Annotated in this window: 16 protein-coding genes and 1 pseudogene; 3 read left to right on the top strand and 14 right to left on the bottom strand. The window is 35.5% G+C overall.

Annotated features, from left to right (window positions below; translation table 11 throughout):
• Positions 1–8: 8 nt before the first annotated feature.
• From atpA to AC1RPW_RS05200, 11 genes and pseudogenes are all read right to left on the bottom strand, one after another.
• Positions 9–1,526: a F0F1 ATP synthase subunit alpha gene (gene atpA / locus AC1RPW_RS05250; RefSeq protein WP_481761638.1), complete on the bottom strand. Its 1,518-nt coding sequence runs from the start codon at positions 1,524–1,526 to the stop codon at positions 9–11.
• 31 nt (positions 1,527–1,557) lie between these two features.
• A complete protein-coding gene (gene atpH, locus AC1RPW_RS05245) occupies positions 1,558–2,100 on the bottom strand; it encodes an ATP synthase F1 subunit delta (protein WP_481761637.1) in 543 nt (180 codons plus the stop codon).
• A 1-nt stretch (position 2,101) separates the two neighbouring features.
• Entirely contained in the window at positions 2,102–2,611 is a 510-nt protein-coding gene (atpF, locus tag AC1RPW_RS05240; RefSeq protein ID WP_409022304.1) for a F0F1 ATP synthase subunit B, read from the bottom strand.
• 71 nt (positions 2,612–2,682) lie between these two features.
• Complete coding sequence (atpE, locus tag AC1RPW_RS05235; protein WP_409022303.1) at positions 2,683–2,895, bottom strand: F0F1 ATP synthase subunit C; 213 nt, start codon at positions 2,893–2,895, stop codon at positions 2,683–2,685.
• Between the two features lie 30 nt (positions 2,896–2,925).
• Positions 2,926–3,636, bottom strand: a complete 711-nt coding sequence (gene atpB / locus AC1RPW_RS05230) for a F0F1 ATP synthase subunit A (RefSeq protein WP_409022302.1) — start codon at positions 3,634–3,636, stop codon at positions 2,926–2,928.
• A 218-nt stretch (positions 3,637–3,854) separates the two neighbouring features.
• Positions 3,855–4,484 (bottom strand): uracil phosphoribosyltransferase, encoded by a 630-nt coding sequence (gene upp, locus AC1RPW_RS05225; RefSeq protein ID WP_409022301.1) that lies wholly within the window; start codon positions 4,482–4,484, stop codon positions 3,855–3,857.
• A 64-nt stretch (positions 4,485–4,548) separates the two neighbouring features.
• A complete protein-coding gene (gene glyA / locus AC1RPW_RS05220) occupies positions 4,549–5,811 on the bottom strand; it encodes a serine hydroxymethyltransferase (RefSeq protein ID WP_481761720.1) in 1,263 nt (420 codons plus the stop codon).
• 33 nt (positions 5,812–5,844) lie between these two features.
• Positions 5,845–6,828 (bottom strand): annotated as a pseudogene (locus AC1RPW_RS05215) (L-threonylcarbamoyladenylate synthase); the annotation flags it as partial.
• A gap of 16 nt (positions 6,829–6,844) precedes the next feature.
• Positions 6,845–7,690, bottom strand: a complete 846-nt coding sequence (prmC, locus tag AC1RPW_RS05210) for a peptide chain release factor N(5)-glutamine methyltransferase (protein ID WP_481761636.1) — start codon at positions 7,688–7,690, stop codon at positions 6,845–6,847.
• The gene (gene prfA, locus AC1RPW_RS05205; protein WP_409022299.1) at positions 7,683–8,768 is read right to left on the bottom strand and encodes a peptide chain release factor 1; all 1,086 of its coding nucleotides are present in this window, start codon (positions 8,766–8,768) and stop codon (positions 7,683–7,685) included. Before prfA ends, prmC begins: the two co-directional genes overlap by 8 nt.
• Before the next feature lie 45 nt (positions 8,769–8,813).
• Positions 8,814–9,395, bottom strand: a complete 582-nt coding sequence (locus AC1RPW_RS05200; RefSeq protein ID WP_409022298.1) for a thymidine kinase — start codon at positions 9,393–9,395, stop codon at positions 8,814–8,816.
• A 213-nt stretch (positions 9,396–9,608) separates the two neighbouring features.
• On the opposite strand from AC1RPW_RS05200, the gene AC1RPW_RS05195 reads away from it, so the two are divergent.
• Together AC1RPW_RS05195 and AC1RPW_RS05190 are read left to right on the top strand one after the other, a co-directional pair.
• Complete coding sequence (locus AC1RPW_RS05195; RefSeq protein ID WP_481761635.1) at positions 9,609–10,955, top strand: MurT ligase domain-containing protein; 1,347 nt, start codon at positions 9,609–9,611, stop codon at positions 10,953–10,955.
• A gap of 2 nt (positions 10,956–10,957) precedes the next feature.
• Entirely contained in the window at positions 10,958–11,665 is a 708-nt protein-coding gene (locus AC1RPW_RS05190) for a type 1 glutamine amidotransferase (RefSeq protein ID WP_409022296.1), read from the top strand.
• Between the two features lie 53 nt (positions 11,666–11,718).
• On the opposite strand, the gene manA is transcribed toward AC1RPW_RS05190, so the two are convergent.
• The 3 genes from manA to AC1RPW_RS05175 all read right to left on the bottom strand — a co-directional run bounded on the left by manA (position 11,719) and on the right by AC1RPW_RS05175 (position 14,431).
• Positions 11,719–12,684 carry a mannose-6-phosphate isomerase, class I gene (manA, locus tag AC1RPW_RS05185; protein WP_481761634.1) on the bottom strand — a complete coding sequence of 322 codons (966 nt, stop codon included), beginning with the start codon at positions 12,682–12,684 and terminating at the stop codon, positions 11,719–11,721.
• A 76-nt stretch (positions 12,685–12,760) separates the two neighbouring features.
• On the bottom strand, positions 12,761–13,771 hold the full coding sequence (locus AC1RPW_RS05180; RefSeq protein WP_481761633.1) for a serine hydrolase domain-containing protein: 1,011 nt from the start codon (positions 13,769–13,771) through the stop codon (positions 12,761–12,763).
• A 6-nt stretch (positions 13,772–13,777) separates the two neighbouring features.
• Positions 13,778–14,431, bottom strand: coding sequence for a histidine phosphatase family protein (locus tag AC1RPW_RS05175; RefSeq protein WP_409022293.1), 654 nt, complete (start codon positions 14,429–14,431; stop codon positions 13,778–13,780).
• Positions 14,432–14,620: 189 nt separating this feature from the next.
• Here AC1RPW_RS05175 and AC1RPW_RS05170 point away from each other — a divergent pair, with 189 nt between their 5' ends.
• On the top strand, positions 14,621–14,959 hold the full coding sequence (locus AC1RPW_RS05170) for a hypothetical protein (RefSeq protein ID WP_481761632.1): 339 nt from the start codon (positions 14,621–14,623) through the stop codon (positions 14,957–14,959).
• Positions 14,960–15,060: the final 101 nt, after the last annotated feature.

The raw sequence follows: 15,060 nt of genomic DNA, 5'->3' as shown, positions 1-15,060 counted from the left end.
CTTTTAGTTTACGCTTTTTCAGGAGTTACTTGGAAACCTTCTGAAAAGTCTTTGATTGCAGCATCAAATTTATCTTCGTCAGGTAAATTACCTGTTTCTTTGATGTGATTTAAAAGATCACTATGATTATTATCAAAGAAATCAAAAATTTCACCTTCAAAACGAAGAATATCATCAACAGGAACTGAATCCAAGAATCCATGTGTTAATGCATATAAAATTAAAACTTGTTTTTCAACAACTAATGGCTTGTGTAATGGTTGTTTAAGTACTTCAACCGTACGATGTCCACGATTTAATTTAGCTTGTGTTGCGGCATCTAAATCAGAACCAAATTGAGAAAATGATTCTAATTCTCGGAATGATGCAAGAGCCAAACGAAGGCTTCCGGCAACTTTCTTCATTGCTTTAATTTGAGCTGACCCACCAACACGAGAAACTGATGTACCAGCATCAATAGCTGGACGAGTACCTGAATAGAATAAATCACTATCCAAGAAAATTTGACCATCAGTAATCGAAATTACGTTAGTAGGAATATATGCAGAAACATCACCAGCCTGTGTTTCGATAAATGGAAGAGCAGTCATTGAACCACCACCCAATTCATCACTTAACTTAGCTGCACGTTCAAGTAAACGTGAATGTAAGTAGAAAACATCACCAGGATAAGCTTCACGACCCGGCGGACGTCTCAAAATTAATGACAGTTCACGGTAAGCCGTTGCTTGTTTTGATAAATCATCAAATACAATCAAGACATGTTTACCGTTATACATGAATTCTTCACCCATTGCTGAACCAGTATATGGAGCTAACCATAATAATGGTGCGGGAGAAGCAGGACCAGCACTAACGACAATTGTGTAGTCCATTGCGCCTAATCGACGTAACGTTTCCACTTGTGCGCTAACAGTTGATTCTTTTTGTCCAATAGCAACATAGATACAAATCATGTCTTGATCTTTTTGATTTAAAATCGTATCAATAGCAACTGATGTTTTACCAGTCTTACGATCACCAATAATCAATTCACGTTGTCCACGGCCAATTGGAACTAAAGCATCAATAGCTTTAAGTCCAGTTTGTAAAGGTTGATCAACTGACTTACGATCCATAACTCCTGGAGCCTTTTTTTCGACTGGACGAGTTTTGTTTGTCTTAAGATCACCTTTACCATCGATGGGTTGGCCTAAAGGATTAACAACACGTCCGATAAGTTCTTCACCAACAGGAACTTCCATGATTCTACCCGTACGTTTGACAACGTCGCCTTCACGGATACCTTCATAGCCACCTAAAATAACGATACCAACATCGTTTGTTTCTAGATTTTGAGCCATACCATAAGTACCGTCAGAAAATTCTAACAATTCTCCTGATAAAGCGTTATCCAAACCGTGTGCACGAGCAATACCATCACCAACATAAGTAACGGTACCTACTTCATCAACGATAAGTTCGTCTTTATATTGTTCCAATTGTTCTTTAATTAAAGCACTGATTTCTTCAGCTTTAATGCTCATACAAGGTTCACCTCTTAACTACTTTAATATGTTACTCCGCTAATAATCGTTTTACTTTGTTGATTTTTGATGAAATTGATCCATCAAAAATCTGATTATTGGCTTCAATAATAACGCCACCAATAATTTTTTCATCAATAATATTGTTAAATACTATCTTATTTGCACCGATTCTTTCTGCAAACTTACTTGATAATTTCGTTAATTGACTATCATCAAGCTCAATTGCAGTTGTAACGGTTGCATGTACAATTTTTTCTTTAACATCGCATAATCGTTCGAATTCTTCAATTATTCCAACCATATCACCCATTCGACCATAATCAAAGACCATTTGGATAACGTTTGCAATAATTGGAGATGCATCTTTGAGTAAGACCTTAACAAGGTCTTGCTTTTCTAACAAATTAAGACGTGCATCAACAAGCACTTCACTCAATTGTGGATTAGCAAGAAAAACTTGTCTAACTTCCTCTAATTCTTCAGAAAAGGCAACAATATTACCTTGTTCATCAGCAATTTCAAAGATGGCTTCACCGTAACGATTGGCAACGGTTGCCTTATCTAATTTCATTTTACTTTACCAACCCTTCAATATAAGAATTGATTAAGTTTTTTTGATCATTCTCATTTAATTCTTTTTGAATAATCTTAGAAGCAATTTCAATAGATAATTCAGCGACATCACTTTGAACGCTACTCAATACTTCTTGGCGTTCTTGTTCAATATCTTTAACAGCATTTTGTTTCAACGTCGTTGCTTCATCTTGAGCTCCAGAAACGATATCATCATGTTGCTTTTTACCGTTATCTTTTGCACGACTAACAATTTCAGATGCTTCTTGACGTGAATTATCTAATTGGTCTTGTCGTTCAGTTGCCAAAATATCGGCTTTTTTTCTTGAATCTTCAGCAGAATCTAAATCATTTGCAATTTTATCTGCACGGTCACTCATCATTTTTGTGACAGGACCCCATGCAAAGTGTTTGATGATTAACATCAAAATAACAAACGAAATAATATAGAATAAGAAATCACCAGTTTGAAAATTACCAACTGCACCGAAAACTAAATCTGAAAACATCTATTGACACCTCCTTTTTAAAATTAATATATTTCGTTGTATCAACGAAGAATCAAACTTAATTTCAAAAATTATTTAGCCATCAATAAGAATGAAATAACGATAGCAATAATAGGAACGGCTTCAATCAAACCAACACCAATAAACATTGTTGAACGTAATTGACCAGATAATTCTGGTTGGCGAGCCATACCTTCGATTGTTTTAGAAATAACTAAACCATTACCAATACCTGTTGCGACAGCGGCTAAACCAGCTGCAATACCTGCTGCTAATAATCCCATAATAATTGTTTCCTCCTTAGATATCTTGTTTTATTCTTTTTGTACTTTTCCACCGATATAAACCATTGACAATGTTACGAATACGTAAGCTTGGATACTTCCGATAAACAGAGAGAATCCTTGCCAGATCATTTCAACTGGTAAAGCCACGATAGTCATTAATGGGCCCATAGAAACTGCACCACCAATTAACGTTAATAATACTTCCCCAGCGTAAATGTTTCCGTACAAACGAAGAGCTAATGTTAGCAAATTTGTAAATTCTTCAATCAAGTTAATAGGTAAAAGAAATGCAACTGGACTCAAATAGGAATTTTTAATATATCCCTTAAATCCGAATTGAATAACACCCATAAAATGTGATAATAGCAGAATCAAAAATGCAAACGTTAGTGTCGTTAGCGGACTCGACGTTGGACTTTTAATCAACGTCTTGTCGCCAAAACCTATTTGTAAAAATAAACCCATTTGGTTAGATACAAAGATAAATAAGAATAACGTAAATGCTAATAAATTAAACTTCTTACCTTCTTTTCCTGGCATTGCGCTTTTAACAATCCCATTGGTGAAATCAATGAGCCATTCCAAAACATTTTGTCTACCAGTCGGTTTCATGGTCAGTCTTCTCGATAATACAATAGCTATCATCGCGACAATCACACATGCAAGTAAACCGGAAACGACATTCGTAATATTGAAAGGTAGGCCATAAAAATTCACAACGAAAGCATCTCCATCCACAGAATTTCACCTCTTTCCAAACTTTTATTTGACCGTATAAAACGGTATAAATTAAAGAGAATAACTTTATAAATATTCTCCAATTACAAAAGAAATCATACCACCAATTGAAATAAAATACAAAAGAAATTCTGACTTATTTTGAGTTTTTTTTCACATTAAAAAAAATGACACCTAGACGGCTTACGCATAAGCATTCTAAGGGCCATTCATTTAATTTATTTCGTACCAAACAATCGATCACCTGCATCGCCCAAACCTGGGACAATGTAGCCATCTTCATTCAAGTGATCATCAAGTGCTGCTGTATAAATATCAATATCAGGATGTTTTTCACGTAAAGCTGCAACACCTTCTGGAGCCGCAACAAGACAAACAAACTTAATTGTCTTTGCGCCGCGCTTCTTCAATGCATCAACTGCCATAATAGCAGAACCACCAGTAGCAAGCATTGGGTCTACTACAAGAAGATCACGACTAGCAATATCTTCAGGCATTTTTACAAAATATTCTGTTGGTTGGAATGTTGTTTCATCACGGTACATACCAATATGTCCAACTTTAGCTGCTGGTAATAATTCCAAAATACCATCAACCATCCCTAAACCAGCTCTTAAAATAGGAATAATAGCAATTTTCTTACCAGCCAATGTTTTTTGTGTTGTTTTACCCATAGGTGTTTCAACGATAACATCTTCTAAAGCAAAATCGCGAGAAACATCATATACCATTAGTTCAGCAATTTCATTAACAACTTCTCTAAATTCTTTTGTACCACAGTTCTTATCACGTATAATCGTTAATTTGTGTTGAATTAACGGATGGTCCATCACTTGAAATTTGCCCATTACGAAACACTCCCTTAAATTTAGTCTATTCTATTTTAGCGAATTATTACCTAAAATACTAGTCTTAAACGTATTTAATTTGTGAAATAGGATGCTTTTTAGATAATGCTAAAACTTGCGAACCAATTTCGGCTAATTTATCGTCATCATCGTGAAATTGAATTGCGTATAGAATTAGAATTGCAATCACTTTTACGTCTTCGCTGTCAAACCCACGAGTAGAAATTGCTGGCGTTCCAATTCGAATTCCAGACGTTTTAAATGGGCTCAATGATTCATTTGGAATTGTATTTTTATTCACAGTAATATGAACACGATCTAATAAGTTTTGAACTTCTTTTCCATTTAACCCAGAAGGTGTTACATCTAAGTTCATTAAGTGATTATCAGTTCCACCAGAAATAACTCTCACTAAATCTGACTGTGCAAATACGCCAGCCATTGCTTGTGAATTCTGAACAACTTGATACATATACGCCGTAAATGCTGGTTGCGCTGCCTCATAGAATGCTGCCGCTTTCCCAGCAATTACGTGTTCAAGTGGGCCACCCTGTGTACCAGGGAAAACTGCCGAGTTTAGTTTTTTAGCATATTTTTCTTTAGCAAGAATCATTCCACCACGAGGGCCACGTAACGTTTTATGCGTTGTTGTCGTAACAACATCAGCTACATCTACGGGATTTGGATGCAGTCCAGTAGCTACAAGACCAGCAATATGAGCCATATCTACCATTAAATAGGCGCCAACTTCATCAGCGATTGCTCTAAATTTTGTAAAGTCGATCATTCGACTATAAGCTGAGGCTCCAGCAATAATCATTTTAGGTTTTTCTTTAAGTGCTATCTCTCGAATAGCATCATAATTTAAACGTTCTGTTTTAGAATCAACACCATAACTAACAAAATTGTACAATTCACCTGAGAAATTTACTGGTGAACCATGCGTTAAATGTCCACCATCGTTTAATTTCATTCCTAAAATCTTATCTTGAGGTTCTAAAAATGCCTGGTAAACGGCCATATTAGCTTGTGAACCAGAATGTGGTTGTACATTGGCATATTCAGCATGGAATAGTGCCTTAGCACGATCAATAGCTAATTGTTCAACTACATCAATATACTCACAACCACCGTAGTAACGCTTATTAGGATACCCTTCAGCATACTTATTGGTTAACACGCTACCTTGTGCAGCACGTACAGCATCAGAAACGATATTTTCAGACGCAATTAATTCAATATTGTCCTCTTGGCGTTTTTCTTCATGAGCGATTGCATCCCACAATTCTTTATCCTGTTGTTTATATTTCACTTTTTCAGCATCCATAAGTTCAACAATATTTTGGCTACTTGCTGCTTTTTCAAGACGGTTCATGTAAGCAACACCCAATCCCTTTTTATCAAACCCTTCAACTAAAATCATTTGAACATTAGGGTTGTCATCGAAGTAGCGTAAACCGTCAAAAAGTGATTGGCTTGCTGATTCAATTGTTTTTCCTAAAGAAGAATAGCCACTATTCTTAGGTATCTGATCCGTATCAATTTGACCTTCTTTTGCCATTAATCCGATTGCAATATCTTGTTTAGCGACCCAGTCTAAAATATCTGACCAATTTTGTGTTGAATCAACAATCACAACTTGTGCTCTTGGTGCATAATGTCGATACTTCATCCCAGGTGCTTTTGGCGTTTCTCCTTCGGCAACTTCATGTGTATCATCACTAACGTGTCCAATTACATCCTCAATTTGTGACTGAGTAACTGCTCCAGGTCTCAAAATTGTTGGTTCATCTGTACTCATGTCTAAGACAGTTGACTCCACCCCTACTTTTGTTTGCCCATCATCAATGATACCAGCAATTTTACCATTCAAATCATGAGCAACATGTTCTGCCATTGTTGGACTAGGTTTACCTGAAGTATTAGCTGAAGGGCCAACAATTGGAACGCCCGACTTAATAATAAAATCTAATGTAACTTTGTTATCTGGCATTCTAAAGGCTGCAGTTTCTAAACCGCCTGTAACAGTCTTTGAAAGAGCTCCTGCTTTTAATTTAAGGATAAGCGTCAATGAACCCGGCCAAAATGTTTTAATTAACTTTTCCACATTGGCAGTAAGTGGTTGTGCATATTCCCGAACTGTCTCTACATCGGCAACGTGTACGATTAGTGGATTATCACTTGGTCGACCTTTTGCAGCATACACTTGTTTGACTGCCTCTTCATTTGTCGCATCGGCACCCAATCCGTACACTGTTTCAGTTGGGAATGCGATCAATTGTCCTTGCTTTAATAACTCTGCAGCAGTTTCTATTTCATTAGGTTGATAAATAATTGTTTCCATTAACTCAACACCCCTTTTATAATTTTGCGTGAATCATTCTTTGATTATCAAAACTATCTTTTTTTCCTTCTATTAAAACTGCATTTTCAAATGCGTTTGTTAACATCTTTATCACGGCGTTTTCTTGTTGATACCCTATTTCAAAGAAAATATCTCTTGGTTTTTGCGTGAAGCGAGCCACCTCTTCTATCATTCTTCGATACAAGATTAGACCATTTTCAGCTGCAAATAATGCGACTTGCGGTTCATGTTCAATCACACTTTTATCCATCACATCTCGCTCATTTTCGGCAATGTATGGTGGATTAGACACGATGACATCCACTTTCAATTCATGAATAGGTTCTGTTAAATCTCCAATCAAAAATGTTACATCAACTTGCTGTGCTTGTGCATTTTTTTTGGCAACCGTAATTGCTTCTTTAGAAATATCACTTGCAAAGATTTGCCAATTTGGTCGCTGTTGTTTTAAAGCAATCGCAATTGCTCCAGAACCGGTTCCAATATCAGCAATTACCAACTTCTCATTAGCAGGCAATGTCTCCAACATCCATTCTACCAATTCTTCCGTCTCAGGTCTCGGAATAAGGGTTGCTTCGGTCACTTTCAATTGCATACCAAAAAAGTAGGCATGACCAATAATGTATTGTGCCGGCATTCCATCACAAAATTGCTGAATATCTATCTGATATTGTTGCCACTCATTTTTTGGCATTTTTGTTTGATAATTCATTAATAAATCAGTCGTTGACCAGCTTAGTCGCTCTAATAATAACCACTGACCACTTTCAACTTCTAACTTATGTTCCTCTATACACAAAGAAGCCCATTTCAAGGCTTCATAGTAGGTTGGATTAGTCATTTTCTTGCAACTTTTCCATTTTTTGTGTTTGATCATATAAAATCAATGAATCGATTACTTCTTCAAGTTCACCATTCATAACACGATCTAATTTATTCAATGATAATCCAATTCGATGATCAGTCACACGATTTTGAGGGAAATTATAAGTTCTAATTCGTTCTGAACGGTCCCCTGATCCAACAGCTGATTTTCTATTTTCATTGTAAGCACTTTGTTCTTGTTGTGAATAGAAATCATAAACTCGAGCCTTCAAAATTTTCATAGCTTTTTCACGATTTTGTTGTTGTGAACGTTCATCTTGCATAGCTACAACAATGTTTGTTGGTAAATGGGTCATTCGGACAGCAGATGATGTCTTATTAACATGTTGTCCACCGGCACCAGAAGAACGATAAACATCCGTTCTAATATCTTTTGCATCAATTTCAATTTCAACATCTTCTGCTTCAGGCATAACACCTACTGTTGCAGTAGAAGTATGCACACGTCCAGCTGATTCTGTTGATGGAATTCGTTGAACTCGATGTGCACCACTTTCATATTTCAGCTTAGAAAAGACACTATCACCATTAATCAACAGGACAATTTCTTTAAAACCACCGACTTCAGTCACATTTTTATCCACAATTTCAACAGTCCAACCTTGCTTCTCAGCGTATTTAGAATACATTGAGAATAAATCTGCAGCAAATAAACTAGCTTCATCCCCACCGGCAGCGCCGTGAATTTCCATGATAATATTTTTATCATCATTAGGATCCTTAGGAATTAATAGTACCTTAATTTCTTCTTCTAAAGCTGCTTTTGCTTTCTTTGCGTCAGATAATTCTTCTTTAGCCATTTCAGCCATTTCAGAATCTAAATTTTCGCCTAGCATTTCTTCAGCATCTGCAAGTTCTTGAACAACAACTTTATATTGGCGATATTTCTCAACTGTTTCGCGGATACTTGCCATTTCTTTTGATAATTCCATAAACCGATTATTATTTGAAATAATCTCAGGATCAGACAATAATTCGCCTAATTCTTCATAGCGATCATCAACTGATTGTAATTGATCATACATTTCATCCATTTTATATTGTCTCCTCTTAATTCTTTATCTTTCTAGTCTATCTGATTATTGTAATTGTGTCATCAACGGATTGTTATAATGTTTACGACATACTGGATAATAATCTTCATTACCACCTATTAAAATTTGTTCGCCAGCATATACAGGTTTACCATCATGAATACGTAAATTCATGATGGCCTTTTTATGACAAAACCAGCAAATTGTTTTCATTTCTTCAATCTTGTCAGCATATAATAATAAATATTTTGATCCTTCAAACAATTCGTTTTTAAAATCATTCTTTAACCCAAAAGCCATAACTGGAATATTTAATTCATCCACAATTTTAGCTAATTGAATAATATGTGCTTGTTTTAGAAATTGTGATTCGTCTATTAAAACACAAGCAGCATTTGAATTAGTCTGTTGAACTAAATCAAAGACATTTGTTTCTTCAAAAATAGGTGTCGCCTCACGTTTCAATCCAATTCGACTTGAAACAAATCCAACACCATCCCTGTCATCCACACCACTTGTTAAAATAATAACTGATTTATTTTGTTCTTCATAATTATGCGCAACTTTTAAGATTTCAATTGTCTTACCACTATTCATTGCACCGTATTTAAAAAATAATTGCGCCATAATAAACCTCTTCTGTTTTTCAGATTTCCGTCTTTAAGTATATCCGATTTAAGCTTGGATTTCATTAAATAAAAATTTTTTCTTAATATTAGGCATTTTATATGTAGAATTTTGTAATTATGCTATTATAGACATAATATAAATTCAGTAAAGTAGGCTATGACGTGGATTCTATCCTATGTAGTCAATTTTCTGTAAACGGAGGATATTTTAATGACGATAAAAAGCTCAATAGCAACTGTCGCAGGGAAATCATCATATTGGTTTTTGCACACCTTTCTAAAAGGTGGTAGCTCTCTACCCGGCAAAATAACTGCCGCGTTAGATCCAGAAATTTTAAAAACATTAGGTGCTAATTATGACGTTATTGTCATCACTGGAACCAACGGTAAAACCTTAACAACCGCCTTAACAGTTAAGGTTTTAGGTGCTAAATATGACCATATCTTAACAAACTCTGCTGGATCAAATATGGAACAAGGTATTATCACAGCATTTCTAACGGATAAGCGCAAAAAAAATGAGCGTCCTCTTGCTGTTCTTGAGGTTGATGAAGCAAATGTCATTAAAGTAACCCAATACATCACGCCTAAAGCATTTGTTCTAACAAATATTTTCCGTGATCAAATGGACCGCTACGGTGAAATTTATACAACTTACAAAAAAATTATTGATGGGATTAAATTAGCACCCAATGCAACAATTATTGCAAATGGTGATGCACCCATTTTCCATTCAATTGAATTACCAAATCCTTTTGTTTTCTACGGTTTTAATCATGAAGAGGAAACAGAAAGTTTAGCACCTACGAATACTGATGGGATTCTTTGTCCAGTTTGTCAACATATCTTACATTATAAAACCCGTACGTATGCTAATCTCGGGAAATATTATTGTCCAAACTGTCATTTTAGTCGTCCAAAATTAGACTACCAATTAACATCACTTTTAGAACAAACACCCACATCATCTCACTTTATAGTTGATGGACAACCCATGGAAATTCATGTCGGCGGTTTATATAACATCTACAACGCCCTTGCTGCTTATGCAGTTGGTCGTGTCTTCAATGTTGGTCCTGCAACAATTAGTAATACATTAAGTGAAGACGATGAGCAAGTCTTTGGTCGACAAGAAGTCATCCATGTTGAAGACAAAGACATTACCTTAGTTTTAGTTAAAAATCCAGTTGGCCTCGATCAGGTACTAGATATGATTGCAACAGATACAGAACCATTCTCGTTGGCCTTCTTATTAAATGCAAATTACGCAGATGGTATTGATACCAGTTGGATTTGGGATGGGAATTTCGAACAATTAACACAAATGAACATTCCTCAATTCATGACGGGTGGTGAACGTTATAAAGATGTTTCATTCCGTTTTAAGGTCGCTGGTGTCAAAGATGAACAATTAATTAAAGAACCTGACATTGCTAAAGTTATCGAACAACTTAAAACCTTCCCCACAAAACATATTTACGTTTTAGCCACTTATACAGCTGTTTTACAGTTACGTAAATCACTCGCTAATGATGGTTATATCAAGGAGGGCATGTAATAATGGCAAAATATCATTTAAACGTCGCCCATTTATATGGTGACTTATTAAATACTTATGGTGATGTTGGTAACCTATTGGTGTTAGAATATTATGCCAAGCAAATGGATACTGACTTACAAACTGAAGTCATCAGTTTAGATCAACCTTTTGACAAAGATCATTTTGACTTAACTTTCTTTGGTGGTGGACAAGATTTCGAACAAAAAATTGTCTCAAAAGATATTCAAGACAAAAAAGAGGCCTTAACCGACTATATTGAAGATAACGGTCCCCTCCTCGCAATTTGTGGCGGTTACCAATTACTTGGTCAATATTATGTCGGTGCTGATGGTGAAAAAATTCCTGGCATTGGTGCAATGAGTCATTATACAGAGACACAAGATGACAATCGTTTTATCGGAGATATTACGATTCAAAATGAAGATACCGGTGAAACTTACCATGGTTTTGAAAATCATAACGGGATGACCTTCCTCGGTAAAGATGAACGACCACTTGGTAAAGTGTTAAAAGGTAAAGGTAATAATGGTAGTGATGCTTCAGAAGGTGTCATTTACAAAAACGTTTTTGGTTCATATTTCCATGGCCCAATCTTAACAAGAAATGGTGAATTAGCTAAACGTCTACTACTGCTTGCGTTGCATCGTAAATATCCAGATGTTGATTTTAGTCAACAAGAAGCACTCGTTATCGAACCAACATTTTAGTAAAAAAATAAAGATTCAAACAATAGTATATTATTGTTTGAATCTTTATTTTTTTATGCTTTTTCTCCAGGTTCTGATGCAATAATTTGCATATCACCTGTAATTGTCCATTCTTTAACTTCGTTTGGTAAAATAAAATGCATACCCATTTTTAAATCATATATTTTATCATCGACTTTAATCTGACCTTCACCTTTTAAAACTGAAACAAGAGTATAAGGTGCGACTGTTCTTTTAAAATTTGCTGATCCGTTTGAAATCAACCATTCATAAACACTAAAGAATGGTGTTTTAACAAAGGTTGTTACTTTGGCATCCCCGACCATTTTTGTTTGAATATCGAGTTCAGGAACTTTATTAGGCACATTAGTAACATCAATCGATTGTTGAATATGCAAGTCACGCTTCTTACCCGTTGTTGCATCCACACGGTCAAAATCGTAAACACGATATGTTGTATCACTACTTTGTTGCGTTTCAAGGACCATCACACCAGAACCAATGGCATGAATTGTACCACTAGGAACATAAAAGAAATCTCCCGCTTTAACAGGTACATGCGTAAATAAATCATCCCATCTTTCGTCATGAATCATTTCCGCTAATTCTTCACGTGTTTTAGCATGGTGCCCATAAATAAGTTCTGCCCCAGGTTCGGCTGAAATAACATACCAACATTCTGTTTTACCAAGTTCATGCTCATGTTGCATTGCATAAGTATCATCCGGATGTACTTGAACTGATAAATCTTGATTAGCATCTAAAATTTTAGTTAGAAGTGGAAAAACATCCCCTTTAGCATTACCAAAAACTTCACGATTTGAATCCCAGACTTCATTCAATGTTTTGCCAGCAAATGGACCATTCAAAACAGTACTTGGGCCATGTGAGTGTGCGGAAATAGCCCAAAGTTCACCAGTATGATTACTTGGAATATCATATCCAAAGACCGTTTTAAGATGATCACCACCCCAAATTTTTTCTTGTAATACAGGTTTTAAGAATAAAGGTTCTGTCATTAGTTGCTCTCTCCTTCGTTAAACATATTATTGGTTTATTTTATCATAAGCGGTTACATTTTTGAATGTTAATCGGTTACAATCCAGCTTTTTCCGTTAAAAAGCTTTCTATAATTTCATCTCGTTTTACCAAATAGAGACTATTATCACTCGTCGGATGTACCCTATTCGTTAAGACAACCAACCCGTCTTGCATGGATTGATCCATTATTATAAATGTTCCTGTATAACCAGTATGATAGACAGATAAGCAATCGCCATCTCCACGAAGATCCCAGCCAAGTGAACGACCCAAGCTTCTTGTAGGTGTTTGATCTGAGAATAACATTTGCGTCGTCTCCGGCCGTAATACTGGACGTTCAGGACCATCTGACATAAACCACTGCATAAATCGTAATAAGTCGGATACAGTGGAAAATAACCCTGCCGATCCACAATGTTCTTTTAAAATCCGTGCTTTGGGGTCATGAACAATACCCTTTAAAAGACCTAAGTCAGGAATAATCTCAGTTGGAACACTTCTTGAGATATTTGGACTAAAAGTACTATCAGTTAATCCTAAGGGATTTAAGACTTCTTGCTGCAATGCTTGCTGAACAGGAATTTTTAAAATACTTTCAATAATATATCCTAAAAAAATTAGTCCGATATCACTATAAATAACTTTTTTTCCAAGATTTTCACCATTACTTAGTCCGAATAGTGCTTGTTTTAAATCTGGTTCCGATAATTGATTTCGATTTTTAATATACCCTTGAAAATCTGCCGTATGCGTCAACATATGCCGTAAAGTCACCCGTTCGTCCTGATAATTTGGTAGGTATTTTTTTACGGAATCATCAACATTCAAACGACCCTCTTCTTGTAATTTTAAAATAAGAGTTGTTGTTCCTATCACTTTAGTTAGTGATGCAACGTCGTAAAGTGCATTGTCAGCTAATTGTTCAGTTTCAGGGACTAATTGCGAATATCCCAAATAGTTTTGATTGCTAATTGTATTATGATGGATAACCCCATATGAAGCACCAGGAACAATACCATCATTAACTAACTGTCGAATTTTATTTATCGTTTTAGGATATAGCAATCGTAATCACCCCTTTTGATTAATCTTCACAATTGTAAATTTACCTTTTTTAAAATCAACGTTACTAACACTAGCATTCTTCAAGAGCATCGTTGGAAGTTGATTTTTTTCTAAGCTGTCGATAAAACTTGATAACACAAGACCATGAGACACAATTAAAATATTTCCTCCCTGCGTCTGGTACTGATTCCCAATATCCGTTAATGTATCAATTATTCGACTAGTCATCTTATCATATGTTTCAGCTTGGCTAGTTCCTTCAAGCTCTGCGAACATATTTACTAAGTTTCTAAAGCGATTATGCCCTAAAACGGCCTGACTCACTTTAAAAAAACCAAATTTTTTAACAAGCATTGGAATTAAATCTTTATTTTTCATCTCTTCTAGTCGACCAAAATCGACTTCTCGAAGTCCTCTTAATGGTTGAAATTCAAACGAAGAGTCATGCTTTTCAAGAATAAAGTCCGCAGTATCTTGCGTTCGTTTTAAGTCACTTGTGTACACGGCTTCAAAATAGACATCTTTTAATTGTGTTCCCAAATTTCTAGCTGCCTCTCGCCCCTTGTGTGTCAGACGAGAATTAGTCACGCCTTGTAGCCTCTTTAATCTGTTCAATCGTGTTTGACCATGTCTTACTAAATAAAAATGAACTGTCTTCATCGCCTGCACCTCCATAAAATGGTTTATATTTGTACCTTCAAGTATACGCTACCATTAAGATTTTACCTAAGTAAAAACCTAAAATATATTTTTAAATTTAGTCTGTCTACGACTATAATAAAATAAATCAAAACATTTTCGTTTAAATTGGTATAATGAAGTAAATCATTTAGATGGGGAGTGTCACTTATGGCTAGTAATTCAGATTCTATATTCTTCGTCTTATCTTATGTCAGACGACATCCAGAAGACGTTTTCTTTTCACGCTTGACCTATACTAATTCAATAACCCTCGTCATACCAGGAAGCGTCAAAGTAGCTGATGCTGATATTTATTTTTTACCAGATAAACTAACTGTTAATCGTCTCACTGATGATTTCGTTTCAAAACACGGTGATTTATTAGATTACTTTAACGATAAATTAGATCATTCCATCCCTGACTATATGGACGTCTGGGTAACAACCGTGTATCTGACACATCATGATAAATATTTAATTGAACTTTCATTTGAACAAAATGTCTAAACAAAAAAGTGATTAAGCAGGTTCTGAAGTGAACCCCAAAAGTTGGAGTAAATATTAAGCGATCATCTGGTCGGTATGTTTTCGATATTCAATCGGAGACA

Source organism: Dellaglioa sp. CoH-55-MRSF-8, assembly GCF_056782195.1.
This window is presented reverse-complemented; position numbering and strand designations above follow the sequence as displayed.

Bases quoted from the DNA above. Each gene is read 5' to 3' on its own strand.
- AC1RPW_RS05175 (WP_409022293.1), bottom strand. From the start codon at position 14,431: ATGAAGACAGTTCATTTTTATTTAGTAAGACATGGTCAAACACGATTG.
- prfA (WP_409022299.1), bottom strand. From the start codon at position 8,768: ATGGATGAAATGTATGATCAATTACAATCAGTTGATGATCGCTATGAA.
- atpH (WP_481761637.1), bottom strand. From the start codon at position 2,100: ATGAAATTAGATAAGGCAACCGTTGCCAATCGTTACGGTGAAGCCATC.
- atpE (WP_409022303.1), bottom strand. From the start codon at position 2,895: ATGGGATTATTAGCAGCAGGTATTGCAGCTGGTTTAGCCGCTGTCGCA.
- glyA (WP_481761720.1), bottom strand. From the start codon at position 5,811: ATGGATGCTGAAAAAGTGAAATATAAACAACAGGATAAAGAATTGTGG.
- upp (WP_409022301.1), bottom strand. From the start codon at position 4,484: ATGGGCAAATTTCAAGTGATGGACCATCCGTTAATTCAACACAAATTA.
- atpA (WP_481761638.1), bottom strand. From the start codon at position 1,526: ATGAGCATTAAAGCTGAAGAAATCAGTGCTTTAATTAAAGAACAATTG.
- AC1RPW_RS05195 (WP_481761635.1), top strand. From the start codon at position 9,609: ATGACGATAAAAAGCTCAATAGCAACTGTCGCAGGGAAATCATCATAT.
- prmC (WP_481761636.1), bottom strand. From the start codon at position 7,690: ATGACTAATCCAACCTACTATGAAGCCTTGAAATGGGCTTCTTTGTGT.
- AC1RPW_RS05170 (WP_481761632.1), top strand. From the start codon at position 14,621: ATGGCTAGTAATTCAGATTCTATATTCTTCGTCTTATCTTATGTCAGA.
- manA (WP_481761634.1), bottom strand. From the start codon at position 12,684: ATGACAGAACCTTTATTCTTAAAACCTGTATTACAAGAAAAAATTTGG.
- atpF (WP_409022304.1), bottom strand. From the start codon at position 2,611: ATGTTTTCAGATTTAGTTTTCGGTGCAGTTGGTAATTTTCAAACTGGT.
- AC1RPW_RS05200 (WP_409022298.1), bottom strand. From the start codon at position 9,395: ATGGCGCAATTATTTTTTAAATACGGTGCAATGAATAGTGGTAAGACA.
- AC1RPW_RS05190 (WP_409022296.1), top strand. From the start codon at position 10,958: ATGGCAAAATATCATTTAAACGTCGCCCATTTATATGGTGACTTATTA.